Below are 16,125 nucleotides of genomic sequence, written 5' to 3'. Positions count from 1 at the left end.
TCCAGCGCCAGGGTGAGATAGGCGTTGTTGGCGTCGTAACCGAGGCTGGACTTGAAGCCCGCAGGCAGGTTCGTGTCGGCCTTGGTGCCGAAGGTGCCGTTCACCCCGCCCGTGGCGTTGAGGATGGTGTACTGCTTGGCGACATAGGTTCCCGCGGCGAAGGACGCCGCCACCGTGGCGCCGCCGAGCGCCGCCGTGCCGGTGACGTTGACGCGGTCTGAGGCCGTCGGAGAGACTTCGACCGCATAGGTCGAGCCGGCGCTGAAGGAAAGGTTGCCGGCGACGCTGAGCGTGCCGATCGAATTGCCCGGCGCCAGCGTGCCGCCGGCAATCGTCGTCGTGCCGACTGTGCCCGTGCCGCCGAGCGTGCCGCCGGGATTCACCGTCAGGCTGGAGAAAGAGTGAATGTCGCTCAAGACGACGAGCTTGCCGCCGCTGACGACACCTGGACCGGTAAATCTGCCTGTCGTGGTCAGGGTCCAGGTCGATGTGCCCGCCTTTTCGAAACGGGTGAAGCCCTTGAACTGATAGGTGCTCGCGAGTTGTCTGATGGTGAAGGTGCCGTCGGTCGCGCCTCCGAGCACGAAGGTGCTGTCGCCGCTTGCCTGCACATTGCCCAGCACCGTGGCGCCCGAAGTGAGTTCGAGGCGGTTCGTGCCGCCGGTGAAGGTGATTGCGTTGGAGCTGGTGAAGCCGCCTCCATCGAAGCCGCCGGAGACGATGGCGCCGCCGCCCAGCGTGAGGTTCATGTCGGCTCCGGTGATGCCCACACCGCCTGTACCGGCGCTACCGCCTCCGCTGCTGCCGCCCCTTGCACCGGTAACGGCGGCATTGATGGTCACCGTTCCGCCTTGGGTCAGCACGAGGCCCGCGCCGCCGGCACCGCCGTTACCAACACCGGAGCCGCTGCCCCCCGTGCCACCACTGACGGCGGCGTTGATGGTCGCCGCTCCACCCTGTGTCAGCACCAGACCCGCGCCGCCCGCGCCGCCGCTGCCGCCGGGACCAGTGCTGGTGCCGCCATCGCCGCCACTGCCTCCCGTAACGGTTGCGGCAATATTTGCCGTGCCGGCGCCGGCCCTGAACGCGAGACCCTCGCCGCCGGCGCCACCGGCGCCTCCGCTAACGTTGCCGCTGACGGTATTGCCACCTGCGCCGCCTGCTCCGCCAGTGATCGCGGCGTTGACATTGGCCGTGCCACCGGCATCGAATCCGAGGCCGGTGCCGCCCGCGCTGCCGCGCAGACCCTGTCCTAGAAAGGTGGGGCCTGCTCCGCCCGCACCGCCAGCGACCGTCGCATTCACGTTGACCGTCTCGCCCGATGTGTACTGGGCGCCATCCCCGCCGGCGATGGGAATACCGCCACCCGTTCCGGGTGTTCCGGTCGTCGGGGTGCTGATGGTCACGTCCGCGGCACGCGCAGCGCCCGGCGATGAAGGATCGCCCAGCAGCAGCACTGGGAGGCAGGCGACCAGAAGAGCAGGCCGGCCCGCGCTGCCCAACATCGCGGCCCGCAGCCGCGACCGGGCGAGTGGTTTTCGATACGCGCCCGCCACACCGAATGCGGCTATTCTATCAAATCCAGCGATTGCCATCCTGCCCCCCGGCACCGGAGGGCGCATCGCCAGGCCGGCCGAATCACCGGGAAGCAGCCCCGGCTCTCCCTGCGATTTGCCATCCGGTATGGTTAGCGGAGCGTAAATGCGTGGTCGTGACCTCCGGCAAAGAGCGCCTTACTGGTAGTCGGAAACCCGACATTCTGGACGTCGGCCATGGGCCAAAATCCCTGGCCGGTGGTCCGGGCGCGATGCGCCACGTCCTGACGTTGGCGCTCTGCCAAAGAGCGGACGTTCAAAACACCGCAAGCATCCTGCTCTGTGGCGGAGACAACTGGTTTTTTGGCCCGCCGCGGCGCGGCGGGAGCCGCCGCGCCGTCTCGATCAGATATCGGTCTGTTCAGACAAAATCAGAGCGTCATCAACCTCGCTGCCGAGGTAGCGGACAGTGCGGGTTTTCCGGAGGCCATTTCGTTTGAGTCACGCCGCCATGGCTGGCTCGTCCAGCATGGCATAGTAGCGTTCCTCGGCCTCGGCCGGCGGGATGTTGCCGATGGGCTCCAGCAGCCTGCGATTGTTGAACCAGTCGACCCAGCTCAGCGTGGCGAACTGAAGGACCGGCGCTTCATCCATAGCACGCGCATCTCAGATGAGCAGGTCGCCGCCTTCTCAACTCAGGTACGGGGGAGGTTGCGCAACGCTGACCCGGCATTCCGCCGCGCTTGGCTGCATCTGTTCGTCGATCGCGTGGTCATCGGCCCCGACGAAATCCGCATTCTCGGCCCGAAGCAGGCTCTCGCGGAAGGTCTCGTTCAGGGAAACGTCAACGCTGGCACCATGGTGCCCAGCTTTGACCGAAAATGGCGCGCCATTCAGGATAAAACTGCGAACACTTATGTGTTTGAAATAGCGATATGATTTAGTCTGCCGCAAGCCGAGGCCGCCTCGTCTCGACGCTTCCGGTCGGGGCCCTTTACGGACTCTCGAAACGTCCGCTTCCGGACAATCCGATGCTCGCTTTGCCCAGCTAGAGCGGTTCCGGACTTGGTTGAATCGAGTGTGATGTGACGTGGCGCCGGCCGGCTGATTCAACGTGATCGTTGATGAGGTGGGCGATGGCACGAGCACTGAGCGATGATCTGCGTGGACGTGTTTTGACGGCTTCAAGCACGGGGCTTTCAGCCCGGCAGGCGGCCCGGTTAGGGATCGGAAACTCGACGGCGATCCGCTGGATCGCGAGGGCCCGGCTAGGCGAGACGACGGCGCGTGTTCAAGGCCGGTGGCGTGCATCACGCCTCGATGCGCAAGAAGCCTTCATCGTGGGGCTGACCGAGGACCGCCAGGACATCACGCTGAACGAGATGATGGCGCGGCTGCGATCACATACCTGGACGTTCAAAAAAGTCCGCCCATGTACTGGAGCAGGAGCGCCCCGACGTCCTGAGACGGCGCCGGGACTGGTTCGAGGCCCAGCCCGATCTCGATCCGCAACGCCTCGTCTTCATCGACGAGACTGGCCTGTCGACCAAGATGGGCCGCCTGTGTGGCCGTGCCCCGCGCGGCGAGCGCTGCCGGGCTGTCATTCCTCACGGGCGTTGGAAGACGACGACCTTCGCCGGAGCCCTGCGCCTCGGCGGCATGACCGCCCTTTTCGTCTACGAAGGAGCCATGAACGGCACAGCCTTCCTGGCTTATGTCGAGCAGGTCCTGGTTCCGACCTTGAGACGGGGCGATGTCGTCGTGATGGATAACCTGCCTGCTCACAAGCCCGCCGGCGTTCGCGAGGCGATCGAACACGCCGGCGCGACGCTATCCTTCCTGTCGCCTTACAGCCGAGACATGAACCCGATCGAGAATGCCTTCGCAAAGCTCAAGGCCATGCTCCGAGCCAGAGCCGAGCGCTCGATCAGCGCCCTTTGGGATGCCGTCGGCACCATCGTGGACCTGTTCTCGCCAGCCGAATGCGAAAATTACTTCAAAGCCGCAGCCTACGACCCAGATTAAACCGGAAACGTTCCAGAGTATAGCTCGTTCGGGCAGTGCTGATCGCCATACCCTATAGAATGACTATCGGAGCAAAGAACTGGCCAATCGCCGAATGGAGCGAGTGAGCAACGATTTGTGAGCTCTTGGGGTTCGACTTCGACGGGGAGTTGGCGATTCTCGCCTCGAATGATCCCAGCTCGCTATCGACACGCACCAGATGCACGTTGCTTTGCAACTCGGGATCGCAGACCACCTTGACCCGTATTCCTTCGAAACCGGTCCCAGCGAGAGCAAGGGCGGCGGCGACGTTTAGGTTCTGCGGATACGCGGCCGCTGCCTGACGCGCACTTCCTTCAAAAAGGGTGATCGATTCGGACAAGGTTTCGGGCTCCTGCCCGAGTTGCCGAAGTTCGGCTTCCCACGCCTTCACCGGCTTGCGGGACTCGTACGTAATGACGGGCTCTCGCGCATCTCGAACAGCTCGAACGTAGTCAAGCGCGCCAAGAGCCCCGGACGCGAGCATGATACGAGTTCCATGCTCCATTGCCGTCCATTCGAGGCGGCTGCGGAATTCGTCATCACCTAGCGCGCCAATTGATGACAGTAGAACCGGGAAACCGGCGGCCAGCAGAGCGGGGACGGTGTCGCGTACCGATTGGTGGCCTGCCGCCTCTACGACAAGATCAGGTGCGAATTCGCAGACCTGGGCGATATCCTCGAGAACTGCGATATCAGTTGGCACACGGCTTCGAGATTGAGACCCGGGCCGCAACAGCACTGCAACGGCGTAGCGCGTGCTCTGGGCTTGCAGTTGTTGAATGAGGTCGGCAGCTATCGATCCAAAACCTATTGTTACGATGTTCTTCTTCATAGTTTTTTGATCCAAGAACGGACTTTCCTGACGAAAGCGTCATGACGCGACACGGGGAAAAAATGCCCTCCTTGCCTGAAGTTCACGAGACTCGCCTGCGGCAACGCAGCGACCAATTCGTCTTGCATGAACGACGGAATGACGAGATCGTCGCGGGCGCTGAACACTTGGATGGGAAGCTGAAGCTGAGAGGCTTGTTCGGTCCCGTCGAATGCCAGCAACGCCTCAATTCGCTGCTCGACGATGGCTCGGGCCTCAGCCGAGGCCGGGGCGTTTGCGCGAGATGCTGCAACGACCTGCATGTTCTTCTGAAGCCAGTCCGGCGGATAGGAGATTAGCGTCGCGTTGACCGCGTAGGCTGCCGGAGAAACAGTCAGGAGTTCCCGGCGCGCATCGAAAAGGCTCTGCATGTAGGCGCCGGGCTTCAGCCAGGTCCCGCTCAGGATCGCCCCCTCGAATCTGTCGGGTGCGACGCAAGTCAATGTTTGGGCAATGCAGCCGCCAGTCGAGTGCCCGAGAACGACGCAGCGCTCGATGCCCGCTGCATCCAACATGGTCAGGCAGTCCTCCGCCAGTGTGCGGATCGTGCACTCTGCCGTTCCGCGCGTGCTGTGCCCGATGCCTCTCTGGTCAAAGCGCAGGACCTGCAAGTCGCGTGCGAGCGCAGCGGAAGCTGCACGCCAGAATGCTGCGCTTCCACCCAGGCCACTGACAAGAAGCAAGGTCCGCGAGCTCGATCCTCGCATCCACCCCTTGAGGTTGGCGCCATCGGGGGTGACAGCCTCCACGGCTACGTCATCTGCCCATTGCCGGAGATTCATTCCCGGTCTCCAAGAACATTGGGCGCCGTTCCGGCGCCCAATGCGAATTGCCTATTTCTTCTGGTTGAAGCTGGAATCGACCCACCCGAACACGGTTTCCCGCTCGATTTCAGCGATGTTCTCTGGGCGCGGAAAGGGTTCGGGCGCCGTGTCTCCAGGCGTCTTTGCCCGTCCGATTCTGGCAAAGAAATCATCCAAACCACCCGGCATCAGCAAGACTGTGAAGCTTAGCGGCTCGTCATTGGGGTTGAGGAAATGGTGCTTTATCCCCGATCCGATGTAGGCGCAGGATCCTGCCTCCAGCGGATGATCGACGCCTTCAATCCTGGCAATGCCCCGCCCCTGGAGAACAAAGATGATCTCTTCATGATCCTCATGCGTGTGTTCACGGATGAAGCTGTTTGCTGCGACCGTCTGGGTCCCCATCGAGAATTGGGCAGCGCCACCGGTTTTCGCCGTGTTCAGGAGATTGCGAACGAAGCCGTTGGCGGGGAGAGGTTGCCAAAAGCTGTCCCCGTCATCGGGTCCCAAGACGATCGCTTTGCTCTCGCTCTGTTGCGTGGTCATCGATCACTCCGCTGTTTAACTGGGTTCACGCGATTTACTGAGCGGCAATTCCAAGGGGCATAGGCGCGTCGTAGCGAGCCATGGCGTCCTCGATGGAGCTGCTGAAGCGATCCCAGGGCGTATAGATGAAATTGTAGTTCCTGACGGCGAAGGCCGGCCCAACGAAGAACTTTTCATAGGATGTAGCCCGGCTGGCGAGATCCGATCCGATGAGATCCCACGCGAATTTGAACACGCGCATTCGATCGACGGCGGAGATTGCGCCGGAGGCCCAGAGCTCCTGAAAAGTCTCGGCCAATTCCTCATTCTGAAGAATGCCGATGTCCGCGGGGAACTGAAAATGCCCGCCCCCCATCAACTCTCGAAGCGTGTCGATGATGGCGCTGTGCTGCTCCATGGCCCAATGGATTGCCCCGTAGAGCTCGCGCCGCCCGTACATTACACCGGAGTCGCCGACCTTCTCGTAATTCTCGATCTGACCGGCTACCATCGCGCTGAAGCCCGCCTCGGCCGCGGCCAGTCTGCCCAGAACTTCGCGAACAGCGGGAATCTCATGCGCTCCGGTGGCTCGCGTGATCAGGTTCGCCATTCCGAGGAACGTCCTCATCTTGGTCGAAAACCGGACCATGCACTGATGGTTGGCGATCACATGCGCGGGGGTATGATGGTAAATATTACGAGAGAGTTCCGCGTCGTCGTGAACGATGACCTTCTCCCACGGCACATGTACATCCTTGAAGACGAGCATGCAGTCGGATTCGTCGTATCTTGCGGTCAGCGGGGCATCGAACTCAGCTTCGCCGCTGCGGTTGAACGGCCGGCGGGCCCAAAGTGAAAGCCCCGGCAAATTCAGGGGGATGACGCAGGTGATAGCTTCCTTCCGGCGGGCCGCGTCCAGCGGCATCACATTGCCGATGAGAACTTCATGCGCGTATGCAGCGCTGGTTGCGAGCATTTTCATGCCATTCAACGTCACGCCGCGGTCATCCTCCGCAGTGACCTGAAGGGCCGGTTGCCGCACCTTGTTGTTGTAGAATTCCTTGCTGCGCGCGCCCTGCGGAGGCACGATCGCGTAAGTGCAGAAGACGTCATTGCGGCGCATATGCCGATAGATGTTTTCGAGGTTGTCGGCATAGCCGCCTGGCCGCTCAAACACCTCGCGGGCGAGCGTCATGCCCGTGATGCTGCTGGCAACGGTATCCGGCGTCCTCCCCATCAGACCAAGCGTGAAATCGGTGATGCGGCGATGGGCACGATGACGCCGGCGCAGATCCTCCTGGGTTCTCGGTTGCAGATAGTGCATCGAGAAGCGCTCGCCGCCTTCCTCGAAAGTCATCTCGTCGCGGAGTTCGGGCGAGGCCTTCAGATCGTAGATGGCTGCGAAAGTCTGCGCCGCCCCGCGAAATGCCGGGTGGGTCGTCGCGTCCTTGATCTGCTCGCCACCGACATAGATCGTCCGCCCGTCCCTGATGCTCTCCAGATAGTCCCGGCCGCTCAGAATCATCGCATGCTCCCCGTCGTAGTGCCTGGTTAGTTGGATATCATTATTATATAACTTAGTTATATAAATTGATAAAGGACGTCCAGCGCAAAATCGCCTGTGACGCTTCAGGCCGCGTGACGAAGTGCGATCAGCTGTTCGATCTGGTCATGATCGGGATCGCGGTCCCGGCCGTTGTCGTAGACAATCGTGCCGTGATCGAGAACCACGGCGCGATGCGCAAGCGACAGCGCGATCGAGACATGCTGTTCCACCAACAGGATCGCGATCCGGCGCTCGTCCCTGATCTTGTTGATCGCAGCGATCAACATCTCGACGATGACCGGTGCAAGCCCCTCCATCGGCTCATCCAGCATGAGCAACTTGGGTTCGGCCATGAGCGCACGCGCGATCGCCAGCATCTGCTGTTCGCCTCCGGACAAATGGCCGCCCATGTTGCGGCGGCGCTCAGCGAGGCGTGGAAACAGATCGTACACCTGATCGATGCCTTCAGCGCGGGAGCGCCCTGCAATACGGAGGTTCTCTTCGACGGTGAGGCTTCGGAAGATCTCGCGTTCTTGCGGGACGAGGCCAATCCCGCTGCGGCTCCGCGCCTCGATCGATCGATTGCCCAGCGCGACGCCGTCAAAGCGTACAGACCCACCGCGAAAGCGGGCACGCCCCATAATCGTCGACAGCAACGTGGTCTTGCCTACGCCGTTGCGCCCGAGAATCGCTATCGTTTCGCCGGCATTCAGATCGAAGCCGACGCCGTTCAGCACTTCCGTCTCGCCCCATCCGGCACGCAGGTTTTCGCATGCAAGGAGGGGAAGTTCGCCGCGCTCAGCCATGAGATTGGGTCCCCAGGTAAACTTCTCGGACGAGGGGATTGTCCACGATCTGACCAGGATTGCCCTGACAAAGCACGGCTCCCTGCGCGAGGACGGTAATTTCCTGGGCGAAACGAAACACCAGGTCCATGTCGTGCTCGATAATCAGGACGGCCATGTCGCCAGGAAGACTGCCGATGAGTTCCATCATTTTTCGGGAATCGGATGGAGGCACGCCGGCCGCGGGCTCGTCCAGGAGGAGCACTTTGGGGCGCATGGCCATCGCAACGACGACTTCAACCAGACGTTGCCGGCCGTAGGGCAAAGTCGCGACGCGATCGAGGGCAACTTCTGCCAGGCCGAAGGCTTCCAGCAGGTCCAGCGCCTCTTCGGCTGCTCTTCTCTGGACGGCAACGGCGGGAAGCGGCCGTGAGCCGACACGCTCGCGCTCGAGAACTGCCAGCTGGACGTTCTCAAGAACGCTCAGGGCCATCAGGAGCTGGTTGATCTGAAATGTCCTGACCAAGCCCTTTCTGACGCGGCTGTCGAAGGACAGGGACGTCACATCCTCGCCGAGGAGGGAGATCGTGCCACTCGTTGGCCTGAGATTCCCGGTGAGCAGGTTGACGAAAGTGGTCTTTCCAGCGCCATTCGGCCCAATCAGCGCGTGTCTTGCGCCGGGCCACAGGACGAAATCGACATGATCCGTGACAACCAGCGGGCCGAAGCTCTTACAGAGGGCCTGTGTCGCAAGCAAAGCGGTCATGACCGAGCCTGGCTTAGCGCGGAAGACGCGGCAGGTTGCAACCGCATGCGGCCAAAACCGCGGGCGAGAATTCCCAAAACTCCGCCACGCGCGAACAGGACGATCGCGACAAGCAGCAACCCAAGCCAAAAATTCCAGTATACGGGATTGTCCTTGGATAGATAATCCTGCGCGATGAAGAATACGGGTGTCCCGAGAAATGCCCCGTACAGCCGACTAACTCCGCCAAGTGCCAGAATGACCAGAACCATTCCGGACAATTCGAAACTCAACATGTTGAGCGAGACGAACTGATCGATCTGGGCCGCCAATGCGCCCGCCAGGCCAGCCATGGCAGCCGCAATCGTGAAGATCGCGAGTTCGCGGCGTCTCACGTTGGCACCGATCGCGGCCATCCGAACCGCATTCTCGCGAATCCCGACGACAGAACGTCCAAAGGGCGTCGCCAGCAGCATTCGCAGAAACAGCCAGCAAACGAAGAGGACGCCGAGGGAGTAGAGGTAGATGACCTTTCCGTCGAGGCCGAAGCGATATTTTCCAAACAGGGGGGCCATCGACATTCCCGAAAGCCCATCGGCTCCGCCGGTCCAGGCCGAAGCTTGGTTCGCCGCTTCCTGGAGCAACAACAGCAGGGCCAAGCTCAAGATCAGAAGGGCAAGACCTCGGGTCCGCAGGATCATGAGCCCTGACAGAATGCCGACGACCCCGCCGACAATTGTCCCGACAGCCAGTCCGGTGAAAGGTTCGTTGATCCCGGCCGAAACACAAAGGATGCCCGCAGCGTAGGCGCCGGCACCATAGAATGCGGCGTGTCCGAGCGTCACAATTCCAGCATAGCCGATCAAAAGATCCATCGACAGGACGAATATGATCGTGACGAGGACGTGGGCGCCAAGGTTCAGAAACTGCGGGAACAGAAAGAAAATCAACGCGGCAGTGAGCCAGGGCAGCACCTCGTACGGGTGAAGCCTGTCACGGCGCTGATGGGCGTCAATGATCGAAGCCTTCAGAGACGAGTTCATTTGGCTATTCCAAAGAGGCCGTTGGGCTTGACGGTCAAAATCGCAAAAACAGCCGCGTAGGTGAAAAATGCCGCCATGTCCGGCGCGATGAGTTTGCAGGCCGTATCGGCCACACCGAGCAAGATCGCCGCAAAGAACGGCCCCTTGATCGTTCCCAGCCCGCCAACGGCGACAACGATCAGAAAGCTCGCGAGATGCACGCTGGCATAGTTCGGGAACAGCGGGATCAGCTCCGCGCCGAGGGAGCCTCCCAGTGCCGCCAGCCCGGAGCCGAGCGCGAAGACCCCAGTGTAGAGGAGTCGCGTGTTGACTCCGAGGGTCTTGGCCATCGTCGGGTTTTCGACCGTGGCCCGCACCCGGGCGCCAATGAGTGTGTGCTCGATCGAAAGCCAAAGCGCCGCGAAAACCGCAACGCCGCTGACGATCAACAAGGCACGGTAGGTCGGGAAGGAGAATTCCCCGAAACTGATCGCACCACGCAAAGCTGCTGGCAGCGAAACACGAATGGCGAGCGGGCCAAAGACATACTGAAAAGCGGCCGTGCCGATGAAAATCAGCCCGATCGAGAAGAGAACCTGATCCAGTTCGGAAGCTCCATGGAGCCTTGCATAAAGCAAACGCTCCATGATCGCTCCGAGCGTAGCGATGCCGAGAAACGAGACTGCCAGCGCAAGCGGCAGAGACCATCCCTGCGCAGACAAAAGTGTCATCGTTAGGTAGCCGCCTGCCATGGCGAATATACCGTGGGCAAGATTCGCAATCCCGAGCAGGCCCATCGTGACCGACAGGCCAACGGAGATCAGGTAGAGAACCATCGCATAGGCGAGGCCGTGCAGAAGCACGCCGAGCACTGTTTGGAACAGAGCCATGACGAGGAGCCCTATTCAGGATTGATGATTTTCCACGGATCCTTGACGTCGGGAATGACATCAATTCGCCGGTTCATCATTTTCCCGTCGATGTTTTCCATTCGATTGACGACGACGGATTGAACGATATCGCGCGTTTTCGGATCAATCGAGATCGCCCCGCGGGCTCCCGAGTCACTCTTCCAGTTGGAAAGAAACTCCAGGATGGCTTCCGGCTTGGCGTCCGGTCCGAGCTTGGCGATGGCGCTGAAGATCATATCCATCGAATCCCAACCGGTGACACCGAGATAGCTTGGCTTGTTGTCCGCTCCGTACTCGGTCGCCCAGGCTTTGAGAAAAGCGACGTTCTGCGGACTCGGGTCGACCAGATTGGAAGTGTAGATACCGCCTGTGATCACCCCCTCCGCGGCGGTGCCGATCGCTGGCATCTCGTCGTCGTTCAGAAGGTCGCCTGGCCCCATCAACTGGATTCCGGCCGCCTTCAATCCAGCCGCTTCATATGCCTTGAGGGCAGCGATGCGGGAGTTGATGTACATGAAAACCATATCGGGCTTAGCGTCCTTTATGCGCTGCATGTAGGGAGCAAAATCCGTCACGTTCTGCGGTATACGAAGCACGCCGGTAATCTGCCCTCCCTTGCCGACAAAGGCTCGGGTAAAGGCTTCCTGGGTGTCGTGTCCGGGGGCGTAATCAGCCACCACGATGTAAGCTGTTTTGTAGCCTTTCTTGGCAGCCCACTCGCCCATGGGATAGGCAAGCTGCCACTGGGTCAGGGAGACGCGGACAATATACGGCGACATCCTGGTCAGACTGGACGTCGACGCATTCGGCAGGATGAAGGGCAGCTTCGCCTCCGTCGCGAGCGGAGCGATGGCTGCGGCATCAGGCGTGAAAATCGCCCCCGTCAGGTATTTGATCTGATCCCGGACAACCATTTCCTGGACCAGGCGCTTCGCTGCTGTCGGATTGGGCCCGGCATTGTCCCGCCGAATAAGTTCGATGCTGACTCCTTTGGGCAGCTTGTCCCTGTTCAGCTTCATGTAGAGCGCCGCGCCTCTGTCGACGCCCTCGCCCATCGAGGCAAAGGGCCCCGTCAACGCAAGCACCGATCCAACCTTTACGACGGTATCCGCGCTGACGGATGGCGCTGCAAGCGCACACAAGGCCACAAGCCCGACCAATCTGTGGGTGAGTATCATGTCCATCCCCTTCGTGTTTCGCTGCTCTCATGGCAGGTGTCTGCAGGGGCTATTAGATAGGTAAATTATATAATTTCAATCTATTTTTTAGGGCGCTGGCAGTGACGCGCTGCGCGGTCGCGGACTCTCACTCAAGAGGAGAAAGCTAGGAAACTAAATTATGTAGGTTTGATAACTTTCTGGCGCCAAAGAGGCGCTTGAAGTATGGTTGATCGACGTGGACGTAGGGCTTCGCTGACACGAAGCCAAAATCAGAGAATACGGTGTCGTGAAAAAAGTCGAACCACAAGAGAAGCACGAACGCTTCCCCCCGCTCAGCACCTCGCTTCCGACCTTCTTGAAGGATGGCTGCGACGCGGGCTTCCGACAGACGATCTACGGCCTGCTCCAGGTTTCAGCGCTGATGCTGAAGGCGCGAGAATACTACGGCGCCTATATCGGCGTATCGGGACCGCAATACAGCATGATGGTCGCTATCGCCGAACTGCGCGAGACCACCGTACGCGACCTGTCGACGAAGCTGCACGTCTCCGGTCCATTTATCACCGTCGAGATCAATAAGCTGATCAAAGCTGGATATGTGGCCAAGCGGCCGGACGACAATGATAGGCGCAGTTCCTTGCTATCGCTGACGGAAGAAGGAGTTGAACACGTCAAAAAGGTCTCAACCATCCGCATGATGACGAACGATGCCATCTTTGGTTCGTTCGACGCCGCTGACGCTCAATCGCTCCAGCGCCTCGTGAAAGCGCTCGTCAGGGACCTTGAGGTCGCTGTTCATCATCTGGAATCGCCGCAATGGAAGCCGGAGCCTTCAGCGCGCGGTCCCTGGCAAAGATCGCAGGAAAAATGAGATAGACATATATAACTAACTTATATAAATAATTACCCAATGAGGCGATGGCGCCAACCGCCACGCAAAAGCTTCATGGGGAAACGAGCATGGGCGATTCCAGCCAGGACAGCGTACGTTTGAACCCGCTCCCGGATCTCAGACAGGTCCTCGGGCGATTTGCGACAGGTGTCGTAGTCGTCACAGCGCGCACGGGCAACGAGCACTTGGCCGTCACGATGAACTCCTTTTCGTCGGTATCGCTCGATCCGCCTTTGATCTCGATCTGCCTGGGTAAGCATTTGCGCTGCGGTCCGGCTCTGGAGACGGCGCCACACTTCTGCATCAGTATCCTGGGAGCCGGGCAACGGGCGATCTCGCAACGGTTTGCAAAGGCCGGTGACAAAGCGTGGGAGGATGTACCCTATCGGACGACCGAACTGGGCATCCGAGTTATCGAGCCGAGCGTAGCGGTCCTGGAATGTCGTCGGCACATCGCCGTCAAGGCTGGCGATCATTCCATTCTTCTCGGGGAGCTGACACTGGCCCGTCTGGGGGATCTGCCAGACCCGCTGCTCTTTTTTGGCTCGCAATACGCCACGCTGAATGCGGCCAGTTGCAGTCTCTGACGGCGCAGTAGCGAGCTGAATCTCGATGCCTGAGCATCGTTGTTTCGATGCCGCATGTCGCGTCCTCGGAAAGACGATCGTCGAGCTGGCACGGCAGTTCGATGTTCATCCGAGCCAGATCATGCCGTGGCGCAATCCGCTTCTCGACGGGGCTGTGGGCGTCTTCGATGGCGAGGCGAAGGTCGCAGCGCCAGCTCCGGTGATCGACGTGAAGACGCTTTACGCGAACGGGATGCTGTCACCCGTCGAGTTCGGACGACAGCACGTTATCTAGCGCTCGTGGACAAAGGTTGACTGCGGAATCCGGTTTTGATTCAAGGCTCCTCTTTGGAGGCAGCCTTGGGCGAATGGATTGGTTTGACGGGCGAGGAATGGGCGCTGATCGGTCCGCTTCTTCCTGCTGAACGAGGGCGCGGCTGCCGCCCTGCCCAGGACAATCGACGCTATTTCGAAGGCATGATGTGGATGGCGCGCACCGGCGCACAATGGCGGCATCTGCCTGACGAATATGGCAAGTGGAACAGCGTCTTCCGCCGTTACCGCCGCTGGGTCGAGACCGGCGTATTCGAGGCGATGCTCGAAACCCTGGCCGAACTGGTCGAGCGGGATCGAAGCGCCGACATGATCGACAGCACGATTGTCCGGGCGCATCATTGTGCGGTCGGCATAAAAAGGGGTCTCAGGAGGCCGAGGCGCTTGGCCGATCGCGCGGCGGCTTCACCACCAAGCTCCATGCCCGATGCGATGCAAAAGGCCGTCCGCTCGGTTTCCTCCTGACGCCCGGGCAAACCCACGACATCCAGGGCTTTGCGCCCCTTTTCCGGATGATTTCCGACCGGATCGAGGCGTTCCTCGCTGACAAGGGCTATGATGCAGACGCCATTCGCGAGGAGATCGCTGAGGCCGACATCGAAGCCGTCATCCCGGCAAAGAGCAATCGGCGCGAGCCCATCCCGCACGACAAAGCCAAATACAAATGGCGCAACCAGATCGAGCGGCTCTTCAACAAGCTCAAGAACTGGCGACGCGTCGCGACCCGCTACGACAAGACCAAAGAATCCTACCTCGGCTTCGTCGCTATTGCCGCAGTCAAACTATGGATACCATTTGTCCACGGGCGCTAGCCCGATGGCGTCCACGAAACTCGGAGCTATTCAGTGAACAGCTCTGCTTTAACGGTTGGATGTTCTTGGTTGTTTAATCAATCAGCCGGTACGGGACGGCTTTGCGAATGTCGGGATCGATCTGGATCGACGCACCGGCCGGCGGGAAAGCCCGTTGCGAGCAGGTGGACCGTTCACAGAGCCGGCAGCTCGTCCCAATCTGGACGATGGATTTGAGGTTCTTGGTATCGAGCTCGTCCGCATAGACGAGCTGGCCGGCGTCCGCCAATTCGCAGCCCAACCCGATCGCATAGCGCCGACGCGCGGCGCTATGTCCGATCCCAGCTTTCGTGATTGCTTGCGCCAGCGAGAGATACCGCGTCCCGTCGGGCATCTCCGCGATCTGCGCGAGCATGCGGTCAGGCGTTTCGAAGGCCTGGTGCACATTCCAGAGCGGGCAGGCTCCACCATAGCGCGCAAAGCGCAGGCGGGTCGCGCTGTGGCGCTTGGTGATGTTTCCGGCGCGGTCAATGCGAAGAAAATAGAACGGCACGCCCCGCGCGCCGGGCCGCTGCAAGGTGGAGAGGCGGTGCGCCACCTGTTCGAGGCTCGCCCCGAAAAGATGCATCAGGACGCCGAGGTCGTGTCGATGCAGCCGGGCGTCATCCAGGAATTTCCGATAGGGCAGCATGAGCGCGCCGGCGAAGTAGTTGGCGAGGGCGACCGAGCAGACGGCGTTGGCGCTCGCGCTGCGGAAGCCGGCCTGCGCCAGAACCTCCGTCGTAACGTCCTGCGCCTCGAACAGGGCTAGTTGGTGAGCAAGCGCGAAGGTTTGGCTGGGAGCGTCGGTGCAGCCGTCGATGCGCAAGGTTCGGGAAGCCCGGTCGAACTGTCTGATCGGCCGATCCAACCCTAAGGACCGGTCGATTTCGACCGAGAGCCGGTGGCGCAACTCGAGCCGGTCGATCAGGGCGCCGGGCAGGGCGGAGACATCGGCGCCGAGCTCCACTTGGGTCGTCTCCGCCTGCCGGTCCAGATCATCGACATAATTGCCAATCCGGTGGAAGAAATCGCGCACCTCGTCATAGGGAAAGGCGAGGGTGCTGGCCGCGGGGCTCGCTTCCGAGTGTAACAAGGTCTGGTCCAATGCCTGGTACTTGTCCTCCAGCGCCCGATGGGCGGCCTGGAGTCTGATAACGGCCTTCGCGATGCTGGGCGCATGCTGGATGGCCGCCTGCAATTCGACTGATGGGGGGGCAGGGTGAGCGAGGATCGGATCGGATAGGGCATCTTGCAAATCGATCAGCAGCCGGTCCCCGTCGCTGTTCGAGATTTGCGAGACGTCTACGCGAAAGACCCGCGTCAGCTCCACGAGGACGGCGGCGCTGAGCGGTCGCTGCGACCGTTCGATTTGGTTCAGGTAGCTCGGTGAAATGCCGATCTTCCGGGCTAGGATTTGCTGTGGCCAGCCCGCTTCCTCCCGCAATCTGCGGACGGCCGGGCCGGCGAAAATCTTGCGTTTCATTTTGCAAATTTGCCTGTTTCGCAATTTTGCAAATTGGCACGGATTGCCGAGACGAGCAACGCCGCGTGC

General features: G+C 60.8%; 15 protein-coding genes and 4 pseudogenes. 7 read left to right on the top strand and 12 right to left on the bottom strand.

All coding sequences use genetic code 11. From position 1 onward, the window contains the following. Both BW981_RS22755 and BW981_RS19885 read right to left on the bottom strand, forming a co-directional pair. A pseudogene (locus BW981_RS22755) lies at positions 1–1,595 on the bottom strand (hypothetical protein); the annotation flags it as partial. 441 nt (positions 1,596–2,036) lie between these two features. Then, positions 2,037–2,171, bottom strand: a pseudogene (locus tag BW981_RS19885) (IS3 family transposase); the annotation flags it as partial. 75 nt (positions 2,172–2,246) lie between these two features. On the opposite strand from BW981_RS19885, the gene BW981_RS22750 reads away from it, so the two are divergent. Then, complete coding sequence (locus BW981_RS22750; RefSeq protein ID WP_139333862.1) at positions 2,247–2,474, top strand: hypothetical protein; 228 nt, start codon at positions 2,247–2,249, stop codon at positions 2,472–2,474. A gap of 197 nt (positions 2,475–2,671) precedes the next feature. Then, positions 2,672–3,560 (top strand): IS630 family transposase gene (locus BW981_RS19880; protein ID WP_280174209.1). Its coding sequence is split into 2 segments (ribosomal slippage): positions 2,672–2,953 and positions 2,955–3,560, totalling 888 coding nucleotides; the frame shifts between segments, so codons are not numbered across the junction. Between the two features lie 52 nt (positions 3,561–3,612). Here BW981_RS19880 and BW981_RS19875 read toward each other — a convergent pair. The 9 genes from BW981_RS19875 to BW981_RS19835 form a co-directional block, all read right to left on the bottom strand. Continuing rightward, positions 3,613–4,413: an aspartate dehydrogenase gene (locus BW981_RS19875; protein WP_076442370.1), complete on the bottom strand. Its 801-nt coding sequence runs from the start codon at positions 4,411–4,413 to the stop codon at positions 3,613–3,615. After that, complete coding sequence (locus tag BW981_RS19870) at positions 4,410–5,234, bottom strand: alpha/beta fold hydrolase (protein WP_076442368.1); 825 nt, start codon at positions 5,232–5,234, stop codon at positions 4,410–4,412. Before BW981_RS19870 ends, BW981_RS19875 begins: the two co-directional genes overlap by 4 nt. A gap of 51 nt (positions 5,235–5,285) precedes the next feature. After that, positions 5,286–5,801: a cupin domain-containing protein gene (locus BW981_RS19865; protein ID WP_076442366.1), complete on the bottom strand. Its 516-nt coding sequence runs from the start codon at positions 5,799–5,801 to the stop codon at positions 5,286–5,288. A 34-nt stretch (positions 5,802–5,835) separates the two neighbouring features. Further along, positions 5,836–7,305: a 4-hydroxyphenylacetate 3-hydroxylase family protein gene (locus tag BW981_RS19860; protein WP_076442364.1), complete on the bottom strand. Its 1,470-nt coding sequence runs from the start codon at positions 7,303–7,305 to the stop codon at positions 5,836–5,838. Between the two features lie 104 nt (positions 7,306–7,409). Then, the gene (locus BW981_RS19855; RefSeq protein WP_076442362.1) at positions 7,410–8,132 is read right to left on the bottom strand and encodes an ABC transporter ATP-binding protein; all 723 of its coding nucleotides are present in this window, start codon (positions 8,130–8,132) and stop codon (positions 7,410–7,412) included. Further along, positions 8,125–8,877, bottom strand: coding sequence for an ABC transporter ATP-binding protein (locus BW981_RS19850; protein ID WP_076442360.1), 753 nt, complete (start codon positions 8,875–8,877; stop codon positions 8,125–8,127). The genes BW981_RS19855 and BW981_RS19850 overlap by 8 nt, the downstream gene beginning before the upstream one ends. After that, positions 8,874–9,899 carry a branched-chain amino acid ABC transporter permease gene (locus tag BW981_RS19845; RefSeq protein ID WP_076442358.1) on the bottom strand — a complete coding sequence of 342 codons (1,026 nt, stop codon included), beginning with the start codon at positions 9,897–9,899 and terminating at the stop codon, positions 8,874–8,876. The genes BW981_RS19850 and BW981_RS19845 overlap by 4 nt, the downstream gene beginning before the upstream one ends. Beyond that, positions 9,896–10,768 carry a branched-chain amino acid ABC transporter permease gene (locus BW981_RS19840; protein ID WP_076442357.1) on the bottom strand — a complete coding sequence of 291 codons (873 nt, stop codon included), beginning with the start codon at positions 10,766–10,768 and terminating at the stop codon, positions 9,896–9,898. Before BW981_RS19840 ends, BW981_RS19845 begins: the two co-directional genes overlap by 4 nt. An 11-nt stretch (positions 10,769–10,779) precedes the next feature. Next, entirely contained in the window at positions 10,780–11,967 is a 1,188-nt protein-coding gene (locus BW981_RS19835) for an ABC transporter substrate-binding protein (protein ID WP_076442382.1), read from the bottom strand. Positions 11,968–12,235: 268 nt separating this feature from the next. Between BW981_RS19835 and BW981_RS19830 the strand changes: the two genes are divergently transcribed. The 5 genes and pseudogenes from BW981_RS19830 to BW981_RS23530 all read left to right on the top strand — a co-directional run bounded on the left by BW981_RS19830 (position 12,236) and on the right by BW981_RS23530 (position 14,552). Then, positions 12,236–12,820: a MarR family winged helix-turn-helix transcriptional regulator gene (locus BW981_RS19830; protein WP_076442355.1), complete on the top strand. Its 585-nt coding sequence runs from the start codon at positions 12,236–12,238 to the stop codon at positions 12,818–12,820. Positions 12,821–12,909: 89 nt separating this feature from the next. Next, on the top strand, positions 12,910–13,428 hold the full coding sequence (locus tag BW981_RS19825) for a flavin reductase family protein (RefSeq protein ID WP_076442353.1): 519 nt from the start codon (positions 12,910–12,912) through the stop codon (positions 13,426–13,428). Positions 13,429–13,498: 70 nt separating this feature from the next. Next, positions 13,499–13,654: pseudogene (locus BW981_RS19820) on the top strand (IS3 family transposase); the annotation flags it as partial. 83 nt (positions 13,655–13,737) lie between these two features. After that, positions 13,738–14,076: pseudogene (locus BW981_RS23535) on the top strand (IS5 family transposase); the annotation flags it as partial. Positions 14,077–14,081: 5 nt separating this feature from the next. Beyond that, positions 14,082–14,552: an IS5 family transposase gene (locus BW981_RS23530; protein WP_076442350.1), complete on the top strand. Its 471-nt coding sequence runs from the start codon at positions 14,082–14,084 to the stop codon at positions 14,550–14,552. A 73-nt stretch (positions 14,553–14,625) separates the two neighbouring features. On the opposite strand, the gene BW981_RS19805 is transcribed toward BW981_RS23530, so the two are convergent. Beyond that, the gene (locus tag BW981_RS19805; protein WP_076442348.1) at positions 14,626–16,056 is read right to left on the bottom strand and encodes a helix-turn-helix domain-containing protein; all 1,431 of its coding nucleotides are present in this window, start codon (positions 16,054–16,056) and stop codon (positions 14,626–14,628) included. Between the last annotated feature and the right edge of the window lie 69 nt (positions 16,057–16,125).

The organism is Allobosea sp. TND4EK4, from assembly GCF_900156025.1.
Taxonomy (GTDB): domain Bacteria; phylum Pseudomonadota; class Alphaproteobacteria; order Rhizobiales; family Beijerinckiaceae; genus Allobosea.
The sequence above is the reverse complement of the archived record's forward strand: the minus strand, read 5'-3'. Positions and strand labels throughout refer to the sequence as shown.

What these genes read in the sequence shown, in the direction of transcription:
- BW981_RS19875 (WP_076442370.1), bottom strand. Translation starts at nt 4,413, where the DNA reads ATGAAGAAGAACATCGTAACAATAGGTTTTGGATCGATAGCTGCCGAC.
- BW981_RS19835 (WP_076442382.1), bottom strand. Translation starts at nt 11,967, where the DNA reads ATGATACTCACCCACAGATTGGTCGGGCTTGTGGCCTTGTGTGCGCTT.
- BW981_RS19865 (WP_076442366.1), bottom strand. Translation starts at nt 5,801, where the DNA reads ATGACCACGCAACAGAGCGAGAGCAAAGCGATCGTCTTGGGACCCGAT.
- BW981_RS19825 (WP_076442353.1), top strand. Translation starts at nt 12,910, where the DNA reads ATGGGCGATTCCAGCCAGGACAGCGTACGTTTGAACCCGCTCCCGGAT.
- BW981_RS19840 (WP_076442357.1), bottom strand. Translation starts at nt 10,768, where the DNA reads ATGGCTCTGTTCCAAACAGTGCTCGGCGTGCTTCTGCACGGCCTCGCC.
- BW981_RS19855 (WP_076442362.1), bottom strand. Translation starts at nt 8,132, where the DNA reads ATGGCTGAGCGCGGCGAACTTCCCCTCCTTGCATGCGAAAACCTGCGT.
- BW981_RS19860 (WP_076442364.1), bottom strand. Translation starts at nt 7,305, where the DNA reads ATGATTCTGAGCGGCCGGGACTATCTGGAGAGCATCAGGGACGGGCGG.
- BW981_RS19845 (WP_076442358.1), bottom strand. Translation starts at nt 9,899, where the DNA reads ATGAACTCGTCTCTGAAGGCTTCGATCATTGACGCCCATCAGCGCCGT.
- BW981_RS19805 (WP_076442348.1), bottom strand. Translation starts at nt 16,056, where the DNA reads ATGAAACGCAAGATTTTCGCCGGCCCGGCCGTCCGCAGATTGCGGGAG.
- BW981_RS19850 (WP_076442360.1), bottom strand. Translation starts at nt 8,877, where the DNA reads ATGACCGCTTTGCTTGCGACACAGGCCCTCTGTAAGAGCTTCGGCCCG.
- BW981_RS19870 (WP_076442368.1), bottom strand. Translation starts at nt 5,234, where the DNA reads ATGAATCTCCGGCAATGGGCAGATGACGTAGCCGTGGAGGCTGTCACC.